Genomic DNA, 17,896 nt, shown 5'->3' with positions numbered 1-17,896 from the left:
TTCCTTCTCCGCCGTCAGTCGGCGGGGTGTGTGGTGCGGGCCGAGCCGGCCCTCCCACGGTGATGATGAGGTCTGTCAGCCTTCGACGGTGATGCCCATGGACCGAGCAGTACCGGCGATGATCTTCGCGGCCTGGTCGATGTCATTGGCGTTCAGGTCTTCGGCCTTGGTCTTGGCGATCTCACGGACCTGGTCCATGCTCACCTTGCCGACCTTGTTGGTGTGGGGCTCGCCGGAGCCCTTCTGCAGGCCGGCGGCCTTCAGCAGGAGCTTCGCAGCCGGCGGGGTCTTCAACTTGAAGTCGAAGGAGCGATCTTCGTACACGAAGATCTCGACCGGGATGACGTTGCCGCGCTGCGACTCGGTCGCCGCGTTGTACGCCTTGCAGAACTCCATGATGTTCACGCCGTGCTGACCAAGCGCCGGACCCACGGGCGGGGCCGGGTTGGCCTGGCCTGCCGAGATCTGGAGCTTGATGATCCCGGCGAGCTTCTTCTTCTTGGGAGGCATCTTCTGTTCCTTGCTTGTTTCCTTGCGAATTCACGCCCGCTGGAGACGTGAAAGTTCTGGGTTGTGGTCCGGCCCTAGATCTTCTCGACCTGGTTGAACCCGAGCTCGACCGGCGTCTCGCGACCGAAGATCGACACGAGGACCTTGACCTTGCGCTGCTCGGCGTTGACCTCGCTGATCGACGCGGGCAGCGTGGCGAACGGGCCGTCCATGACGGTGACCGACTCGCCGACCTCGAAGTCGACCTCGATGACGTTCGACGCGGCAGCAGCTGCGGCCTCCACGCCCTCGGCAGCGGCACCGCGCGACGCGGCGGGCTTCTTGGCCTCGGTCCGCGGCATCAGGAACTGCAGCACCTCGTTGAGCGAGAGCGGCGACGGCTTGCTGGTCATCCCGACGAAGCCGGTGACACCCGGCGTGTTGCGCACGGCGCCCCACGACTCGTCGTTGAGCTCCATGCGGACGAGGATGTAGCCCGGCAGCACCTTGCGGTTGACCTTCTTGGGCTGGCCGTTCTTGATCTCGGTGACCTCTTCGGTCGGCACCTCGACCTGGAAGATGTAGTCGCCGACGTCGAGATTCTGCACGCGGGTCTCGAGGTTGGCCTTGACCTTGTTCTCGTAACCGGCGTAGCTGTGGATCACGTACCAGTCGCCGGGCGCGCGGCGGAGCTGCTTGCGCAGTTCCTCGACCGGATCGACCTCCGCCTCTTCAACCAGGGCCTCTTCGACAGGGGCCTCGTCAGCGGCGGCCTCGTCAACCGGGACCTCGTCGGCATCCTCGGAGACGGTGTCCTCGGCGGGGGCCTCGTCACCCTCGACGACCGCGTCGTCGGCGACCGCGTCACCCTCGGTGTCCACCGCGTCGGTCACGGCCGCGTCGACAGCGTCGACGTCGGCAGCAGCCACGTCGACGGAATCGGTCGAGGCGAGTTCGTTCTCCGGGGTGCTCACTGCAGCCCACGCTCCTTATGGTTCATCTGGCGGTCGTGTTCCTCGTCGCCGGCCGAGCCCACCGCGTGGGTCAGCCGAACAACCAGAGCACGCCCTTGGCGAAGGCGAGGTCGAGGCCGGCAATGAACGCGGTCATCACGATGACGAACACGAGCACGACGATCGTGTAGGTGATCATCTCGCGCCGCGTAGGCCAGATGACCTTCTTCAGCTCGGCGACGACCTGCGTCAGGAAGACCCAGATCCGTACGAACGGATTCCGGCTCTCCTCGGCAGACGCCTTCTTCTTGGTCTTGCGTTCCTTGACGGCGACGGACCCCGTGTCGGAGTCGGTGTCACCGTCGGTTGCACCCGCCGCCGAGCGACGTCCGCGAGCCGAGCGCTTACCGGACGGACGCAGCTCCTTCGCGGTTCCGGTCGACGTCTCGTCGTCCGTACCCGCGTCGGTGGCCTCGTCGCGACCGTCGAGCTCAGCCGCGGCCGAATCGGCCGCAGAACCCTCTGCGGCGTCTTTGGCGCGGGCGGCCCGGTCTCGCTTGCTCAACTTCGCGGTCCTCTCGTCAGCGTGTGCCCTTCACCAGGGCAGGGGCGACAGGACTTGAACCTGCAACCTGCGGTTTTGGAGACCGCTGCTCTGCCAATTGAGCTACGCCCCTTTGCGACGCCCGCCACCGGAGTGGTCGGCGTTGCCGTCCTTCTCGATCCGGCCTCGCGGCCCGTCGACGTTTCGTCGCCGACAAAACCAACGCGCCACCCTATGGGTAGCGCGCAAGTCTGAATCAATCAGACACTTCAGTGTAGATCACCGGGGCGGTGGACCCAAAACGGGCTCGCCTCCGCTCCCCCGACGACCGTACACCCGCCGCGACGGCTCACCGTCACGGTTCGCGTCCATCGGTGAGTTCGATGCGTGGCCACCCGTCGAGATCGTCTCGCATCTGCCGATCATGAGTGGCCACCACGACCGCGCACGCCGCGTCGGCGAGTCCGGCCGTCAGCTCGTCGACGAGGCCGGCCGAGAGGTGATTCGTCGGCTCGTCCAGGAGCAGGACGTCCGGCCGGGCGACCAGGCAGGACGCCAGGTGGAGCCGTCGCTGCTGCCCCTGCGACAACCGCGAGACCGGGGTGCGGGCGGCGTCCGCGTCGAGCAGACCGAGGCCGCGCAGCGACGGGGCGTCGGCGCCGCGCACTTCGAGCCGACGCCGCTGCTCGTCGTAGATCTCGTGCGCGGTCCGGTCGGGGTCCCACCGCGGGACCTCCTGCGTGAGGAAACCGAGGTGCGCACCGGCACGGACGTCGAGCCGGCCCTCGTCGGGCGGGAGCAGTCCGGCGAGCACCGCGAGCAGGGTCGACTTGCCGGTTCCGTTGCGTCCGACGAGAAGCAGGCGCGATCCGCCGACGATCGACACCGACACCGGCGTCTCGAGGCGGCCTGCGACGGTGAGGTCCCATCCGTCCACGAGCGGCGCCCCGGCGCGGGTGTCCGAACCCGGCAGGCAGAACTGGCCCGGCGGCACCGGCACGGTGATCCGATGTCTCTCCAGCTCGTCGACGCGACGGTTGAACAGTTGCACGGCTCCGCCGGCCCGGGTCGCCCGCTGATGCTTGCCGGTGCCCTTGTCCGGGGTCCAGTGGCTCTGCAGGCGCCCGCGGGCCGCGTCCGCCGCACGGATGAGTTCGGCGTGCGCAGCCTGCTGAGCGGCGTGATCTCGCTCCCAGCGCTCACGTTCGCGGCATCTGCCGACGACCCATCCGTCGTAACCGCCCCGGTATGTTCGCGGGCGTCCGTCCCGCGTCGGATCGAGGTCGATGAACTCGGTCGCGACGTCGCGCAGGAAGGCGCGGTCGTGACTGACGACCGCGACTCCGCCGGGGTGCGACCGCAGCCTGCGGGACAGAAAGGCCATCGACTCGGCGTCGAGGTGGTTGGTCGGCTCGTCCAACAGCAGCAGGTCGGTGCCGCCGCCCAGCACCACCGCCAGCCGCACGCGGTACCGCTGCCCCACCGACAGAGTCGACAAGGGGCGGTCCCGGTCGGTGCATGCCGCCATGCCGGCGAGCGCGATGTCGATGCGACGTTCGGCGTCCCACGCATCGAGCCGGGTGACCGACTCGAGGGCGGCGGCATAACCGTCGTCGGCACCCGGCGCTCCCTCGGCCAGCGCATCGGTAGCGGCGTCGAGTTCGGCCAGTGCTGCGAGCGAGTCCCCGACAGCGTCGGAGATCAGTTCCCCGACCGTGCGCGCGTCGCCCGTCGGCAGGTCCTGCTCGACCATCGCGACCGTGCCGGCGCGGGTGACGGTCCCGCCGTCCGGGATCACGGCGCCGGCCAGGACGTGGAGCAAGGTGGTCTTGCCGCGACCGTTCTCGCCGACCACCGCAAGCCTCGACCCCGCGGAGACGGTCACATCGACGTCGCGGAGGACCGTGCGCGGGCCTCGTACGACGCTCACGGCCTCGGCACGGACGTGGGCGGCCGAACCCGCCGGGAGTCGACCTTCGGATATGTGGGTACTGCGTTCAGCAGACATGGTGTGTTCTCAGCTCTTCGGTAGCCGATGAGACTGGGCTTCTCATCGGGTCGGGAGCCGGACAGCACGACACAGCCGTCCGGCGTCTGGACCGGGACGGCGTACGAGAACTACAGGTGGGAGCTCACAGGGAACTCGTCGCCGTCAGCGACGAGTCCAGAGCTTCAACGAGGCGATGCCGGAGTACATGGGTGGCGACCCTAGCAGCGACGATCACTCTCGATCAATTGAATTGGATGACGGCCTGCGCGCGTCCGAAGATGCGGCGATCGCCCTGCTTGGCGGTGATCGCGATGGTCCCGCGACGAGTTGCGGGATCGAGCGACTTCACCTTGCCGGTGAAGTCGACGGCCGCGCTGTCGTCGGCCGGGACGTACACCGGGCTGGTGAAGCGCACGTTGTACTCGCAGAAGGCCGCCGGGTCGCCGATGAACTCGGAGACGAAGCTCGCGCCGAGCCCCATCGTCTGCATGCCGTGCGCGACGACGTCGTCCATGCCGGCCGCGTTCACGACGTGGTCGGAGAAGTGGATCGGGTTGGGGTCGCCGGCCACGCCCGCATAGTTCGCGAGATTGCCGCGCGTCAGCAGGTACCGCTTGGGCGTGAGTTCCTGACCCACCGTGAGCGTGTCGAAGTCGACGGCACCGAAGGCGCCCGGCGACTGCGTCGGGTCGGGGAGGTCGTAGCGACCCGCCTTCGGCTCGACGGTGTGCCCGGATTCGCCGATGGCGTCGACCTTGATCATCACGTGGTCGAGGGACGCCTCGAGTTCGGGGTCGACGTCCATGCCGGGACGCGCGGCCAGGGAGGTCCACGTGGTCATGACCGGCTCGTCGTGCTGGTTCCAGATGACGTTCTTGGTGACCATCAGGTCGATCATCTCGGGACTGCTCACATGGCGGAACGACTCGAGCGAGACGTCGCAGATCAGGCGGTCCCCGACCTTCATCGGCTGGTGGTAGACCAGCCGCTGATCGGTCTGCATGATCTGCCACATGTCGTAGCCGGTGACGACGTCTTCGAAGAGCTTGCGCTGGGCGATGATCCCGAGCACCGACACGTAGGTGGGCGCGGCGATCAGGCGGTCGTGACCGAAGGCCCGGGCGCCCTCCTCGCTCCAGTGGGTCGGGTGCGCATCCTGCACCGCCATCGCGTGCTTACGGATCTCCTCGCGGCCGATCTCGTAGTAGTCGTCGACCGTGTAGTGGAAGCCGACGAGGCTCTGCGTGTGGGCGGCGATCTCGTCGGGGGTCGGCTTCGCGCCACCGTTCGACGCCTCGTCCGGACGATCCTGGATCTCGGCTCCGCTTACCTGTGACATTGAGCTCTACTCCCTTCGGGCCCGACACAGCAAGACGGGCTGCCTCATCGAGAGGCAGCCCGCTGCTGGTGGTACTTCGAAACGGCCGACGACAGCGTCAGCGCGATTCCTTGTGCCCCTGATGCTTGCCGCAGTTCGGGCAGAACTTCTTGATCTCGAGGCGATCGGGATCGTTGCGGCGGTTCTTCTTCGTGATGTAGTTACGGTGCTTGCACACCTCGCAGGCCAAGGTGATCTTGGGGCGAACATCTGTTGAGGAGGCCACTTGATTGCCTTCTTTCGGGTGGTACGTGGTCGGGTTCGGAAGTTCCCTCAGGGCTTGCGACCCTTGCGCTCGGTTCCGGTCGGACCCGATGTGTAGCGGTGGAGGGACTCGATCCCTCGACCTCACGATTATGAGTCGTGCGCTCTAACCAGCTGAGCTACACCGCCCCGCGGACTTCTCGTCCAGCGAGCCCCCTGACGGAATCGAACCGTCGACCTTTTCCTTACCATGGAAACGCTCTGCCGACTGAGCTAAGGGGGCGTGCCCCGGGCGGTTGTGCCCGAGAGCCTTAACGAGGTTACACACTCGCGTCTGCGCTAGACAAATCGCTGGTCGGAGACCGTCTGTAGAGCAGTTTCGCGAGAATGGACCACGCTGTGGCAGGTATAGGATTCGAACCTATGTAGCTTGCGCGACGGATTTACAATCCGCTCCCTTTGGCCGCTCGGGCAACCTGCCGTGCCGCTCTTCCGGCCACCGTGACGGCCGTACGAACAACGCCGTGAAGAATACAACGAACACCGCATCAACGCGCAAACCGGCTGGTCAACAGGCCGGGACACGGTCGTGGCACAGGCGTCCCACTGCGACCCCCACTCCTGCTACTGTGGCTGCGTTCTGACACGGGGTGCTCCGCGACGCGGGGCTGAGATGAGACCCGAGAACCTGTCCAGGTAATGCTGACGAAGGGATGTCATGTCTGTGCATGCGCGCATGCCGGTCTCCGGCCGATTCTCCGACCACCTCTGGGAGGAGACGAAGGGGTTGCGGACGGCGATCGACGACCTCGAGTTCCTGCGGCGGCTCGGCGACGGGACGCTGCCACTGGAGGTGTTCCGCACCTACATGGAGCAGGACTCGCTGTACCTGGCCGGGTACGCGAAGGCCCTCGCCATCCTGGCGTCGAAGTCCCCCGACCCGCAGACCGCGGGGTTCTGGGCGAACTCGTCGGCCACCGCGGCCACCGTCGAGTCGGCGCTGCACGGCGACCTGCTCAACGGCGGCCAGCTGCCTCCGCGTGAGGGCGAACCCGAGCCGTCGCCGGCGTGCCTGGGGTACGTGTCCTATCTGACCGCCGTCGCCGCGACCGAGTCGTATGCGGTCGGCGCCGCCGCGGCCCTGCCCTGCTTCTGGATCTACGCGGAAGTCGGCCGGGCCCTGGCCGCGAGTGCGGCCCAGGTACTCGCCGCCGACCCGAACCACCCCTACGCGCAGTGGGTGACCACCTACGACGCCCCGGATTTCCAGGAATCCGCCTCGCGGGCAAGGGAACTCGTGGACGAGGCCGCGGCGCACGCCGGCGAGCGGGAGCGGGCCGCGATGGCCACGGCGTTCACCGTCGCCACCCGGTTCGAGCTTCTGTTCTGGGACACCGCGCTGAACCCGCAGCCGTGGCCCGCCGCATGAGCGCCCGCGCGCGCCGCCTCCTCACCGTGCTCGCCGCCGCGGTCGTCGCGTCGTCGGCGATCACCGCATGCGGTTCGGGCGCCGATTCGGACGGCACCATCCGATTCGCGCTCGACTGGTCCCCGAACACCAACCACACGGGATTGTTCGTGGCGCAGCAGCGCGGCTGGTTCGAGGAGGCCGGACTCGACGTCGAGATCCTGCCGTACAACAACACCGCCGTGGACACCATCGTGGACGCGGGCAACGCCGAGTTCGGTATCAGCACCCACAACTCGTCGACCTTCTCGCGGGCATCGGGCGCGCAGACCATCTCCGTGTTCGCGCCGCTGCAGAAGTGGGCCACCGGCATCGGTGTCCGCGCCGACCGCCGCGACATCACGAGCCCGAAGGACCTCGACGGGAAGACATACGCCGGTTTCGGCGACCCGGGCGAGGAGAAGACCCTCGAGCAGGTGATCCGAAACGACGGCGGCACCGGCGAGTTCACCTCGGTGACCCTCGGGACCTCGGCTTACGAGGCGGTCTACTCCGGTCAGGCCGACTTCACCGTCTCCTATCTCGCGTGGGAGGGCATCGAGGCCGAACATCGCGGAACCCCGATGAGGTACTTCCACTACACCGACTTCGGATTCCCGGAGGCATACGCGATCGTCGTCGACGCCAACGAGGACTGGCTGGCGGACAACCCGGACCGCGCGGCGGCCTTCGTGACGGCGCTGCAGCGCGGTTACCAGGCGGCGGCCGACGACCCGGACGCGGCGGCCCGCGACCTCCTCGCCGCCAACCCCGGTGCGTTCAACGACGAGCAGTTGGTGTTCCAGAGCCAGCGCATGCTGGCCGGTCAGTACATGAAGGACGCCGACGGCCGGGTCGGGCGACAGACGCTCGAACAGTGGGCCGGGAACTCCGGGTTCCTGTACCGCAGTGGTCTGCTGACCGGCCCGGACGGGGCGCCGCTCACGACCGAGCCGGACTGGTCGACGTACTTCACCAATGACTACCTCGACACCCCTCGGTAGCACCGGCCTGCGTCGCATCGCGCCCGCGCTCGTCGCGGTGGTCGTCCTGGTGGCGGTCTGGCAGGTCTACGTCGACGTCAGCGGAATCCGGCCGCAGGTGCTGCCGTCGCCGTCGCGCGTCGTCGCGCAGGGTTGGTCGCACCGCGCGGAGATCGGGGTGCACGCCGCGGCGACGCTGCAGGTGACCCTGATCGGGTTCACGGTTTCATTGGTCCTGGCCTGGCTGCTGGCCATCGTCGTCGATTTCTCGCCGGCGCTGCGACGGGCGTTCGTGCCGTTGTTCGTCGCCTCCCAGACCCTGCCGATCATCGCGATCGCACCGCTGATGATCATCTGGTTCGGCTTCGGCCTGCTCCCGAAGGTGCTGGTCATCGCCCTGGTCACGTTCTTTCCGGTGGCGATCGGCCTGATCGAGGGATTCGCCGCCACCGACCGCGAGGCCGGCGCGCTGATGCGCAGCATGGGGGCGACCCGCGGCCAGGTCTTCCGGTACGTGCGGCTCCCGTCCGCGCTACCGAGGTTCTTCACCGCGTTGCGGATCGGTATCACCTATGCGGTGGTGGGCGCCGTGTTCGCCGAGTACGTCGGCGCCACCCAGGGCCTCGGCATCTACATGAGCCTGCAGAAGAACTCGTTCCGCACGGACCTGGTGCTCGCGGCGGTGCTGGTGACCGCGCTCCTGAGCGTCACGCTGTACCTGCTCACCTTCGCCGTCGAGCGGGTCGTCGCGCCCTGGGCCCGCGCCGAGGACCGGAACCACCATGACTGACCACCGGCTGGTCCCGGACCACCGACTGGTCGTCGACCGGCTCACCAAGTCCTTTCCTCGACCCGGACGCGGACAACCGCCCCGGCAGGTTCTCGACGGGGTGTCGTTCACCGCCGAGCCCGGTGAGTTCGTCTCCGTCATCGGGCCCAGCGGATGTGGCAAGAGCACCGTCTTCGGCCTGCTGGCGGGCCTCGACGTCCCCGATTCCGGCAGCGCGTCCGTCGGCTCCGAACCCGCCGTCGCCGGACACTGCGCGTACATGCCGCAGAAGGACCTGCTGTTCCCGTGGCGCACCGTGCTGGACAACACCATCCTCGGGCTCCAGGTGCAGGGCGTGCCGACGAACGAGGCCCGACGCCGGGCCGCGGACCTCTTCCCCGCCTTCGGACTCGCCGGATTCGAAGACGCCCGCCCGTTCCAGCTGTCCGGCGGGATGCGACAGCGCGCCGCACTCCTGCGCACCGTCGTCTCGAATCGCGACCTGGTGCTGCTCGATGAGCCGTTCGGCGCCCTCGACTCACTCACCCGGACCGAGATGCAGACGTGGTTGCAGTCGGTGTGGCAGCGCTATCGGTGGACGGTGCTGATGATCACCCACGACGTCCGCGAGGCCGTCCACCTCTCGGACCGCGTGATCGTGCTGTCCGCCCGCCCGGCCACCGTGGTCCACGAGGTGCGTGTCGACCTCCCGCGCCCGCGCGATCCGGCGGGGCTCACCGCTCCCGAGTTCGTCGCCCTCGAGCGAGAACTGCTCGAGGTGCTCCACGACGAGTCACGTCGTGCCCTCGCCGAGCAGGCACAGCGTCGGACGTCCCGGTAGACCCCCGCGGCCGCCCACTTGCGCTGATCGCCATGACATACCCTGTCGGACATGGCTGATTCATCGTTCGACGTGGTGAGCAAGGTCGACCGGCAAGAGGTCGACAACGCCCTGAACCAGGCTGCCAAGGAGTTGTCGCAGCGGTACGACTTCCGCGGCACCAACACCGGCATCGAGTGGTCCGGCGAGGAGAACATCGTGATCACCTCGGACGCCGAGGAGCGCGCGCAGGCGGGCCTCGAGGTGTTCAAGGAGAAGTTGATCCGACGCGACATCTCGCTGAAGGCCTTCGACGCCGGCGAGGTCGTCGGCTCGGGCAAGACCTTCAAGATCACCGGCTCGCTGGTGCAGGGCATCGACTCCGAGCACGCCAAGAAGATCTCCAAGAAGATCCGCGACGAGGGGCCGAAGGGCGTCAAGGCGCAGATCCAGGGCGACGAGCTGCGCGTGTCGAGCAAGAAGCGCGACGACCTGCAGGCCGTCATCTCGTTGCTCAAGGGCGAGGACTTCGGTATCGCCCTGCAGTTCGTCAACTACCGCTGACCCGCCCGGTCGGTGGGTCGGCGGCACCGAACCCCGACCGTCGGAAACCCAGACGGGCGCTGCGTCGTTTGACCGGATGAGGCGCCTGCACTCCGCGGCCGGCACCGGGTTCGCCCGGGCCGCCCGCGGAGCCCGAGACCCGCGGCGCCGGACAGACGAGGACCCGATGCATTTCAACGGATTGAAGACGGCGGCTCTGCTGGGTCTGATGTCGGCGATCATCGTCGGCATCGGCGCACTGTTCCAGAGCCCGCTGATCCTGTGGGGATCGGTGATCGTCGCCGTCGGCATGAACGCCTACGTCTACTTCAACAGCGCCAAGATGTCGCTGAAGGCGATGCACGCGCAACCGGTCACCGAACTGCAGGCACCGGTCATGTACCGGATCGTGCGTGAGCTGGCGACCACGGCACACCAGCCGATGCCCGCCCTCTACATCTCCCCCACCGAGTCGCCCAACGCGTTTGCGACCGGCCGCAACCCGAAGAACGCCGCGGTGTGTTGCACCACCGGCATCCTGCACCTGCTCGACGAGCGCGAGCTGCGCGCCGTGCTGGGCCACGAGTTGTCCCACGTGTACAACCGCGACATCCTCATCAGCTCGATCGCCGGCGCGATGGCGGCGGTGATCAGCGGCCTGGCCAACTTCGCGATGTTCATGGGCGCGTTCGGCGGGCGGGACAACGCGCCGAACCCGCTGGCGATGCTGCTCATCGCGTTGCTGGGACCGATCGCGGCCACCCTGGTGAAGCTGGCCGTCTCCCGCTCACGCGAGTTCCAGGCCGACCAGTCCGGGGCCGAACTCACCGGGGATCCGCTCGCACTCGCATCAGCGCTGGCGAAGATCTCGGGCGGGGTGCAAGCCGCGCCGCTGCCGCCGCAGCCCGACATCGCGGCCCAGTCGCACATGATGATCGAGAGCCCGTTCCGCGCGACCGACCGAATGGCCAAGATGTTCGCCACCCACCCGCCGACCGCGGAACGCATCCGCCGCCTGCAGGAGATGGCCCGCGACGGTCGCTGAGCCGGCTGGGCAGAGATCCTGCCGGTCGACCCCTCAGCCCACGCGTTCGATCGTGTAGTTCACGAGCGACGCCAGGGCACGGTGGGCCGGCGACTCGGGGAGTTCGGCCAGCATGGCGTGCGCCTCGTCGGCGAACTCCTGCAACTTCGCCCGGGCGGCGGCCATACCCGCCGACGAACCGAGCAGTTCGATCGCCTCGGCGACCTCGGCGTCGTCGGTGAGCGGCCGGGCGGCGCCGTCGGCGGCCACCAGGAGTTCGCGCAACCGGGCCGACGTCGCGTCGTCGCCCGTGAGCGCGTAGAGGACCGGCAGCGTGTGGACGCCTTCGCGGAGGTCGGTGCCCGGGGTCTTGCCCGACTCCACCGACACCGAGCTGATGTCGATGATGTCGTCGGACACCTGGAAGGCGACTCCGACGATGTCGCCGATTCGGGAGAGCCGCTCGATGTCGTCGGGCTCGGCCCCGGAGGCCATCGCGCCGAAGCGGGCGGCGGCGGCGATCAGCGAGCCGGTCTTCTCCCAGACGACCTGCAGGTAGTGCTCGATGGGGTCGGCGCCGGGTTTGACCCCGACCGTCTCCCGCATCTGGCCGGTGACGAGTTCGGCGAACGTCTCGGCGATGATGCGCACCGCCTCGGGGCCAAGCGTCGAGACGAGTCGCGAGGCGCGCGCGAACAGGAAGTCGCCGGACAGGATGGCCACGCTGTTCGTCCAGCGCGCGTTGGCGCTCGCCGCACCGCGGCGCATCGCGGCCTCGTCCATCACGTCGTCGTGATAGAGCGTGGCGAGGTGGATCATCTCCACCACGGTCGCCGAGGTGATGACGTCGTCAGAATCCGGGCGCGGACCGAACTGTGCGGCCAGGATCGCGAACATGGGCCGGAACCGCTTGCCCCCGGCCTTCGCGAGGTGGGTCGCCGCCTCGGTCATCACCTCGTCACCCGACGAGAGTTCGGCGAGCAACAGATCCTCGACCCGCTGCAGCGACGAGCGCACCGTATCGGCGAACTCATCCGACACCAGGTCAACCCCGGCGAATGTGGACTTCACGGAAACGCGGCCCCATCTCGTCTGATCCGGCAACTACTCGACGGCGGACACGCGACTGCCGCGTAGACCCCACCTGCTGCGAGCCTAGCCCGTCGGGGGTCCGGACATACTGGTCGGGTGAGCACGGACACGACGCCTCCTTTCCCCGATTCCGCCGATGTCCTCGTCGTCGGTGCCGGACCGGGTGGATCGGCGGCGGCCGCCCATGCCGTCGCCGCCGGCCGGGACGTGGTCCTCGCCGACGCCGCGGTGTTCCCGCGCGACAAGACGTGTGGCGACGGCCTCACGCCGCGCGCCGTCGCCGAACTCGACGCGCTGGGGCTCGGCGCACTCCTCGACGATCGTCCGCGCATCGACGGACTCCTGCTCAACGGCTGGGGCGCACGCCAGCAGGTCCGGTGGCCCTCCGGCCGGTTCCCCGCCTACGGCAGCGCGGTGGCACGCACCGAGTTCGACGACGCCATCCGTACGCATGCGGTGTCGGTGGGAGCGCGAATGATCGAGGGCGCCAAGGCCATCGGCGTCGAGATGGACGGTGACCGGGTGGGCGCGGTGACCTTCGCGACGCCGGCGGGCACACACACGATGCGGGTCACCGACCTCGTAGTGGCCGACGGCGTCCGTTCAGGAATCGGCAAATCGCTGGGGCGGCAATGGCATCGGGACACCGCCTACGGAGTCGCCGCCCGGGCGTACGCACCGTCGGCACGCGCCGACTCGCACTGGATGGGGTCGCACCTCGAACTCCGGGGACCCGACGACGCACTGCTGCCCGGGTACGGCTGGGTCTTCCCCCTCGGGTCGGCCGGGGGCGGACAGGTCAACGTCGGCGTGGGCGCGCTCGCGACGTCGAAACGCCCGGCGCACATGGCACTTCGACCGATCCTCGAGCACTACGCCGCGATGGTGCGCGACGAGTGGGCTCTCGACGGCCCACCCGTCCGGATCACGTCCGCCCTGCTGCCCATGGGTGGTGCGGTGTCCGGTGTCGCGGGTCGCAACTGGATGCTGATCGGCGACGCCGCCGCGTGCGTCAATCCGCTCAACGGCGAGGGCATCGACTACGCCCTGGAGACCGCCCGGCTCGCCGTCGAACTCCTCGGCACGGACGACTACACCGACCGGTGGCGCGATGTGCTGGTGGAGCACTACGGGCTCGCCTTCTCCGCCGCCCGCCGTCTCGCCGGCCTGCTCACCATGCCCAAGACCGTCCCCACCCTGGGCCGGCCCGGCATCCGGTCGCCGCAACTGATGTCCATGGTGGTGCGGGTCATGGGCAACCTGATCACCGCCGAGGATGCCGACCTCGTGGCCAGGGCCTGGCGCACCGCCGGGCGGGTCTCCCGGCAGGTCGACCCGCGGCCGCCGTTCTCCTGAGAGGGGCCGCCGGGCCGCCATCCCGGTGGCGCGTTGAGACGATCGGGCTGTAGTGTTCCAACACGTGTGGCCGCGGCCACAGCTGTGACAGAATCAGGCCACCCGTCGACCCAGGAGATGGAAGATGTCCGCCGCATCCACTCTCGCCACCCGAGCCAAGCACGCCGTCCAGAACCGACTGGCACAGCGCTACCACCTGCGCGGCGAGATCGACCGCATGGATGCCGTCGGTGACCCGACCGCTATCGCCCGCGCCCTGGGCACGCAGGAATTCCCGTGGGGCATCACACAGGCGTTGAGCTTCGCCCTGTTCCGCACCTACGCGGTGCCGTCGATCGGCGACCTTCTCTACAAGACCAGCCAGTTCACCGAGTCGACGCAGAAGCGCTACGACGACACGGTCCTGCTGCTCGACGCCCCGATCGAGCACGGGGTCGACAGCCCGGCCGGACGGGCCGGCATCCGGCGCATCAACCAGATGCACGGCATGTACGACATCTCCAACAGCGACTTCCTCTACGTGCTGGCCACTTTCGTCGTCTGCCCGGTCGAGTGGGTCAACTCCTATGAGTGGCGGTCGCTGACCAACCACGAGATCCTCGGTCTCACCAATTACTACCGTCGACTCGGTCAGCTGATGGGCATCAAGGACATCCCCGAGACCTACGACGACTTCAAGACGTTCTACGACGAGTACGAGACCGCCCACTTCGCCTTCAGTCCCGACTCCCTGGCCGTCGCCGACGCCACCCTCGACCTGCTCGGCACGTTCATGCCGTACAAGCTGCTGCCGCGGGCGGTGGTGCGTCGGATGTCGTTCGCGCTCATGGACGATCGGCTCCTCGGCGCGTTCGGATATCCGAAACCGACCGCGGTCGAACGGGTCCTGGTGCGCGGCGGGCTCAAGGCTCGCGGTCTCGCGATCCGCCTCTTCGCGTCACCCCGCACCGAACCGCTCTTCGGTCGCCAGACGAAGCAGGTTCGCAGCTACCCAGGCGGTTTCCGCATCGACGACCTCGGCACCTTCGCGCCCGGGTGCCCGGTGTCGCACGACGAGACCCCGCGGGCCGCGAACCACTAGGCCCGCGCCGAGTGGATCGCGGCGATCCCACCGGTCATGTTCTCCCACCGCACCCCGGTGAACCCGGCGTCGCGGATGAGGTCGCCCAGCGCGAACTGGTCCGGCCACGCCCGGATCGACTCGGCGAGATAGACATACGCGGCCGGGCTGCTCGAGACCTTCGTCGCGACCGCGGGCAGCGCCTTCATCAGGTACTCCATGTACACCGTGCGGAACGGCTTCAGCGTCGGCGTGGAGAACTCGCAGATCACCAGTCGTCCGCCGGGCTTGAGTACCCGGCGGAGCTCGGCGAGCGCCGTCGGGACGTCGTTGACGTTGCGCAGGCCGAAGGAGATGGTGGCGGCGTCGAACGAATCGTCGGCGAACGGGAGCGACAGAGCGTCGGCGGCGACCTTCGGCACGTCCCGATGCGCACCGGCCTTGAGCATGCCGAGCGAGAAGTCCGCGGCGATGCAGTGCGCCCCCGAGGAGGCGAGTTCGACGGTCGACACCGCGGTGCCCGCCGCGAGGTCGAGGACGACGTCGCCCGGGCGCAGGTCGAGTGCCCTTCGGGTCTTCTTGCGCCAGCCGCGATCCCGGCCGAACGACAGGACCGTGTTGGTGAGGTCGTAGCGGCGTGCGACGCCGTCGAACATGGCCGCGACCTCGGCCGGGTCCTTCTCCAGACTTGCCCGGCCCACACTCCGGCCCAGACCCGCTCGTTCCGGTGGTGTCGCACCCGTCGATGACATGCCGATCACGCTACCGGTCGTTCGGGCCAGGACCGCCGTGAGGTGCGTCGCCTCGCCGGGCGGTCGGCCGCCACCTCAGGCGGGCCGCCCCACCTCGGTGACGACTCCGCGGCCCGTCACGCGCGCGTAGTGGCCGACGAGCTCCGCGCACACCGACGGCCAGGTGCGCGCACGCACGGCCTGTACCGCGGCTCGGCCGAACGCCGCCCGGACCGACTCGTCGTGCAGGGATTCGACGATCGCGGGCAGCTCCTCGGCGAAGCGTCCGACCTCCAGCAGATATCCGGTCCGGAACGCCGACACCAGGTCGCGGGGGCCGCCCGCGTCGGGACCGATCACGGGCAGACCGCTGGCCATCGCCTCCTGGATGGCCTGACAGAACGTCTCGTGTTCGCCGGCGTGCACGAAGACGTCGAAGCTCGCGTACGCGCGGGCCAGCGCCTCCCCGCGCAGTTCACCGGTGAACACCGCATCCGGCATCGCGCGCTGGAGCCGGTCCCGCTCGGGGCCGTCCCCGACGATCACCAGTTGCACGCGCGGGTTCCCCGACAGTCCGGCCAGGCGCTCGACGTGCTTCTCCGGCGCGAGCCGACCCACGAACCCGACCACCAGTGCGTCGCGGGCGGCACCCAGCCAGTCGGCGCGCAGCGACGGGTCGCGCTTGTCCGGCGAGAAGAGTCCGACGTCGACGCCGCGACCCCAGCGCGCGAGTCGCGGTATGCCGTGGGCGGCGAGGACCTCCAGCGTCGCGGTCGACGGCGCGAGGGTGAGGTCGCACATCTCGTGCAGCCGGCGTGTGTAGCGCCAGGCCAGCTTCTCCACCGCGCCCAGCCGGTAGGCCGCCGCGAACCCCGCGACATCGGTCTGGAACACGGCCACCACGGGCACGCCGAGCGCCCGGGCGGCGACGGCGCCCGCGGCACCCACCACGAACGGTGATGCCAGGTGGACGACATCCGGTTCGAAGTCGCGCAAGGTGCGGTACAGCAGCGGCGACGGCACTCCCACCGGGAGCGAGGTCACCCGCGGCACCTGCACCGCGGGCAGCAGGTGCACCGGGGTCCGGCGGCCGACCATCCGCGGCCCGCCCGGCACGCCACGCGGGGTGTCGGGTGCGATGACGACCACGGTGTGGCCGGTGGACTCGAGATGGTCGACAACCCGGAGGACGGAATTGACCACCCCGTTCATCTGGGGCAGGAAGCTCTCGGCGACGATCGCGACGCGCATGCTCGCGATCGTCCCCCGCAGAATTGACCGGACCACACGGCGCACGTGTCGGCCCACCCAATTCAGGATGAACGGTGCGTTGCCCTCCGACCGGGCACAGTGGAGGCGTGGTCGACACGCACCTCCTGCTGCTGAGCCGCTGGCTCACCCCCGTCCCGCAGTTCCTCACCCCGTTGACCGGGCCGGGCTGCCGCATCGGTTACGTCCCCACCGCGTCGTCGATCTACACCGACCACGCGTGGCTCGACCTCGAGCGGGACACCCTTCGGCAGCAGGGTTTCGAGGTGACCGACCTCGATCCGGAACTGACCGGGTCAGCCGTCTTCGCCCGGGAGCTCGCCGGGGTCGACGCGGTGTTCGTCGCCGGCGGCAACACCTTCCATCTGCTCGGGGCGCTGCGGCTGGCGGGTGCCGACCGCACCCTCGTCGACGCGGTCCGCGCCGGCCTCCCCTACATCGGGGTCAGCGCGGGCGCCGCGGTCGTCGGCCCCGACATCGCTCCCCTGTCGTTGCTCGACGATCCCGCCGAGGCCGCACCCCTGACCTCGACCGCGGGCCTCGGACTGATCGACACCACGGTGATCCCGCACGCGGAGGGCACCGTCGGGGGTCGCGGACCGATCGAGGCGACGAGGCAACGGTTCGGCGCCGAGCACCGGCTGCACTTCCTGACCGACGCCGAGGCGATCGTCGTCGCCGGCGGAGACCTCAGGGTGATCCCGGGCTGACCGTCTCGTCCCGGTCGGCCGCGGCCGGGTCCCGGTCTGCCGCGTCGCTGTCGGCGTCCTCGGCGACAGCATCGTCGGCGACAGCACCGTCGGCGGTGCCGCGACGGGCCCAGCGGCGACTGGACTCCGCGACCCCGACCATCAGCAGGCCGATGACGAGCCACGCTCCGACCATCACCGACAGGGCGGGGATGATGGACAGCACCGCGGTGCGACCGGTCGGGCGGGCGAGATCCGGGTTGTAGACCGCATAGTCGACGCTGATGCGCTGTCCCTCGCTCAGCTCGGTCGGATACAGCAGCCCGAAGCGGGGACTGTGGAACGAGCCGTCGGGTGTCTGGAAATTCACCGCGGCGTGCAGGCTGTCCACGGACACGACCTCGGCCATCACGGTCGCCTTGCTGGCCTCGATCGTCGCGTCGTTCTTGAAACAACCGGCGATGAGCGTCATCGCCATGAAGGTGATCGTCACGCCGACGACGAGCAGGCCGAGCTGCACGCGTCGCTGGATCACCGGATTCATGCCGTTCAGAC

Annotated in this window: 19 protein-coding genes, 4 tRNA genes and 1 riboswitch; of the genes, 9 read left to right on the top strand and 14 right to left on the bottom strand. The window is 68.8% G+C overall.

All coding sequences use genetic code 11. The features are described from left to right. Positions 1–75 precede the first annotated feature (75 nt). The 10 genes from rplK to KB201_RS04770 form a co-directional block, all read right to left on the bottom strand. Positions 76–510: a 50S ribosomal protein L11 gene (gene rplK, locus KB201_RS04815; RefSeq protein ID WP_004021736.1), complete on the bottom strand. Its 435-nt coding sequence runs from the start codon at positions 508–510 to the stop codon at positions 76–78. 74 nt (positions 511–584) lie between these two features. Further along, positions 585–1,463: a transcription termination/antitermination protein NusG gene (nusG, locus tag KB201_RS04810; protein ID WP_078113044.1), complete on the bottom strand. Its 879-nt coding sequence runs from the start codon at positions 1,461–1,463 to the stop codon at positions 585–587. Positions 1,464–1,533: 70 nt separating this feature from the next. Beyond that, positions 1,534–2,007 (bottom strand): preprotein translocase subunit SecE, encoded by a 474-nt coding sequence (gene secE / locus KB201_RS04805; protein WP_058253327.1) that lies wholly within the window; start codon positions 2,005–2,007, stop codon positions 1,534–1,536. 39 nt (positions 2,008–2,046) lie between these two features. Beyond that, positions 2,047–2,119: transfer RNA gene (locus KB201_RS04800), tRNA-Trp, on the bottom strand. 222 nt (positions 2,120–2,341) lie between these two features. After that, positions 2,342–3,994: an ATP-binding cassette domain-containing protein gene (locus KB201_RS04795; RefSeq protein WP_078113043.1), complete on the bottom strand. Its 1,653-nt coding sequence runs from the start codon at positions 3,992–3,994 to the stop codon at positions 2,342–2,344. 223 nt (positions 3,995–4,217) lie between these two features. After that, a complete protein-coding gene (locus tag KB201_RS04790; protein WP_065629247.1) occupies positions 4,218–5,315 on the bottom strand; it encodes a fused (3R)-hydroxyacyl-ACP dehydratase subunits HadA/HadB in 1,098 nt (365 codons plus the stop codon). A 97-nt stretch (positions 5,316–5,412) separates the two neighbouring features. Then, positions 5,413–5,580 carry a 50S ribosomal protein L33 gene (gene rpmG, locus KB201_RS04785; protein WP_045823858.1) on the bottom strand — a complete coding sequence of 56 codons (168 nt, stop codon included), beginning with the start codon at positions 5,578–5,580 and terminating at the stop codon, positions 5,413–5,415. Positions 5,581–5,673: 93 nt separating this feature from the next. Then, positions 5,674–5,747, bottom strand: a tRNA-Met gene (locus tag KB201_RS04780). A gap of 21 nt (positions 5,748–5,768) precedes the next feature. Next, a tRNA-Thr gene (locus tag KB201_RS04775) sits at positions 5,769–5,841 on the bottom strand. A 117-nt stretch (positions 5,842–5,958) separates the two neighbouring features. Further along, positions 5,959–6,039, bottom strand: a tRNA-Tyr gene (locus KB201_RS04770). A 155-nt stretch (positions 6,040–6,194) separates the two neighbouring features. Beyond that, positions 6,195–6,289: riboswitch (TPP riboswitch) on the top strand. Here KB201_RS04770 and KB201_RS04765 point away from each other — a divergent pair. The 6 genes from KB201_RS04765 (at position 6,277) to htpX (ending at position 11,165) form a co-directional block, all read left to right on the top strand. After that, positions 6,277–6,987, top strand: coding sequence for a TenA family protein (locus KB201_RS04765; protein ID WP_211538500.1), 711 nt, complete (start codon positions 6,277–6,279; stop codon positions 6,985–6,987). (Overlaps the previous riboswitch by 13 nt.) Continuing rightward, complete coding sequence (locus tag KB201_RS04760) at positions 6,984–8,009, top strand: ABC transporter substrate-binding protein (protein WP_211538499.1); 1,026 nt, start codon at positions 6,984–6,986, stop codon at positions 8,007–8,009. Before KB201_RS04765 ends, KB201_RS04760 begins: the two co-directional genes overlap by 4 nt. Further along, positions 7,984–8,778, top strand: a complete 795-nt coding sequence (locus KB201_RS04755; RefSeq protein ID WP_165630505.1) for an ABC transporter permease — start codon at positions 7,984–7,986, stop codon at positions 8,776–8,778. The genes KB201_RS04760 and KB201_RS04755 overlap by 26 nt, the downstream gene beginning before the upstream one ends. Then, positions 8,771–9,598: an ABC transporter ATP-binding protein gene (locus tag KB201_RS04750; RefSeq protein WP_211538498.1), complete on the top strand. Its 828-nt coding sequence runs from the start codon at positions 8,771–8,773 to the stop codon at positions 9,596–9,598. The genes KB201_RS04755 and KB201_RS04750 overlap by 8 nt, the downstream gene beginning before the upstream one ends. A 51-nt stretch (positions 9,599–9,649) precedes the next feature. Next, entirely contained in the window at positions 9,650–10,141 is a 492-nt protein-coding gene (locus KB201_RS04745) for a YajQ family cyclic di-GMP-binding protein (protein ID WP_058253332.1), read from the top strand. Between the two features lie 166 nt (positions 10,142–10,307). Next, positions 10,308–11,165, top strand: coding sequence for a zinc metalloprotease HtpX (gene htpX / locus KB201_RS04740; protein WP_058253356.1), 858 nt, complete (start codon positions 10,308–10,310; stop codon positions 11,163–11,165). 33 nt (positions 11,166–11,198) lie between these two features. Here the strand turns inward: htpX and KB201_RS04735 are convergent, their stop codons facing one another. Beyond that, positions 11,199–12,215, bottom strand: coding sequence for a polyprenyl synthetase family protein (locus KB201_RS04735; protein WP_211538497.1), 1,017 nt, complete (start codon positions 12,213–12,215; stop codon positions 11,199–11,201). Between the two features lie 117 nt (positions 12,216–12,332). Between KB201_RS04735 and KB201_RS04730 the strand changes: the two genes are divergently transcribed. Both KB201_RS04730 and KB201_RS04725 read left to right on the top strand, forming a co-directional pair. Beyond that, the gene (locus KB201_RS04730; RefSeq protein WP_058253334.1) at positions 12,333–13,592 is read left to right on the top strand and encodes a geranylgeranyl reductase family protein; all 1,260 of its coding nucleotides are present in this window, start codon (positions 12,333–12,335) and stop codon (positions 13,590–13,592) included. A gap of 124 nt (positions 13,593–13,716) precedes the next feature. Further along, complete coding sequence (locus KB201_RS04725; protein ID WP_058253335.1) at positions 13,717–14,673, top strand: oxygenase MpaB family protein; 957 nt, start codon at positions 13,717–13,719, stop codon at positions 14,671–14,673. On the opposite strand, the gene KB201_RS04720 is transcribed toward KB201_RS04725, so the two are convergent. Together KB201_RS04720 and KB201_RS04715 are read right to left on the bottom strand one after the other, a co-directional pair. Beyond that, the gene (locus KB201_RS04720) at positions 14,670–15,404 is read right to left on the bottom strand and encodes a demethylmenaquinone methyltransferase (protein ID WP_058253357.1); all 735 of its coding nucleotides are present in this window, start codon (positions 15,402–15,404) and stop codon (positions 14,670–14,672) included. The two genes, KB201_RS04725 and KB201_RS04720, sit on opposite strands and share 4 nt — an antisense overlap. 75 nt (positions 15,405–15,479) lie before the next feature. Further along, the gene (locus KB201_RS04715) at positions 15,480–16,634 is read right to left on the bottom strand and encodes a glycosyltransferase family 1 protein (RefSeq protein ID WP_058253336.1); all 1,155 of its coding nucleotides are present in this window, start codon (positions 16,632–16,634) and stop codon (positions 15,480–15,482) included. 107 nt (positions 16,635–16,741) lie between these two features. On the opposite strand from KB201_RS04715, the gene KB201_RS04710 reads away from it, so the two are divergent. Next, entirely contained in the window at positions 16,742–17,362 is a 621-nt protein-coding gene (locus KB201_RS04710; protein WP_058253337.1) for a Type 1 glutamine amidotransferase-like domain-containing protein, read from the top strand. Here KB201_RS04710 and KB201_RS04705 read toward each other — a convergent pair. Then, entirely contained in the window at positions 17,343–17,885 is a 543-nt protein-coding gene (locus tag KB201_RS04705) for a hypothetical protein (RefSeq protein ID WP_058253358.1), read from the bottom strand. The genes KB201_RS04710 and KB201_RS04705 overlap by 20 nt on opposite strands. Positions 17,886–17,896: the final 11 nt, after the last annotated feature.

It is taken from the genome of Gordonia sp. SCSIO 19800 (genome assembly GCF_018132775.1).
Classification (GTDB): domain Bacteria; phylum Actinomycetota; class Actinomycetes; order Mycobacteriales; family Mycobacteriaceae; genus Gordonia; species Gordonia hongkongensis.
This window is presented reverse-complemented; position numbering and strand designations above follow the sequence as displayed.

Coding starts and splice junctions, on each gene's coding strand:
- htpX (WP_058253356.1), top strand. CDS start 10,308: ATGCATTTCAACGGATTGAAGACGGCGGCTCTGCTGGGTCTGATGTCG.
- KB201_RS04750 (WP_211538498.1), top strand. CDS start 8,771: ATGACTGACCACCGGCTGGTCCCGGACCACCGACTGGTCGTCGACCGG.
- KB201_RS04765 (WP_211538500.1), top strand. CDS start 6,277: ATGTCTGTGCATGCGCGCATGCCGGTCTCCGGCCGATTCTCCGACCAC.
- KB201_RS04795 (WP_078113043.1), bottom strand. CDS start 3,994: ATGTCTGCTGAACGCAGTACCCACATATCCGAAGGTCGACTCCCGGCG.
- KB201_RS04755 (WP_165630505.1), top strand. CDS start 7,984: ATGACTACCTCGACACCCCTCGGTAGCACCGGCCTGCGTCGCATCGCG.
- rplK (WP_004021736.1), bottom strand. CDS start 510: ATGCCTCCCAAGAAGAAGAAGCTCGCCGGGATCATCAAGCTCCAGATC.
- KB201_RS04705 (WP_058253358.1), bottom strand. CDS start 17,885: ATGAATCCGGTGATCCAGCGACGCGTGCAGCTCGGCCTGCTCGTCGTC.
- KB201_RS04720 (WP_058253357.1), bottom strand. CDS start 15,404: ATGTCATCGACGGGTGCGACACCACCGGAACGAGCGGGTCTGGGCCGG.
- KB201_RS04745 (WP_058253332.1), top strand. CDS start 9,650: ATGGCTGATTCATCGTTCGACGTGGTGAGCAAGGTCGACCGGCAAGAG.
- KB201_RS04715 (WP_058253336.1), bottom strand. CDS start 16,634: ATGCGCGTCGCGATCGTCGCCGAGAGCTTCCTGCCCCAGATGAACGGG.
- KB201_RS04725 (WP_058253335.1), top strand. CDS start 13,717: ATGTCCGCCGCATCCACTCTCGCCACCCGAGCCAAGCACGCCGTCCAG.
- KB201_RS04760 (WP_211538499.1), top strand. CDS start 6,984: ATGAGCGCCCGCGCGCGCCGCCTCCTCACCGTGCTCGCCGCCGCGGTC.
- KB201_RS04790 (WP_065629247.1), bottom strand. CDS start 5,315: ATGTCACAGGTAAGCGGAGCCGAGATCCAGGATCGTCCGGACGAGGCG.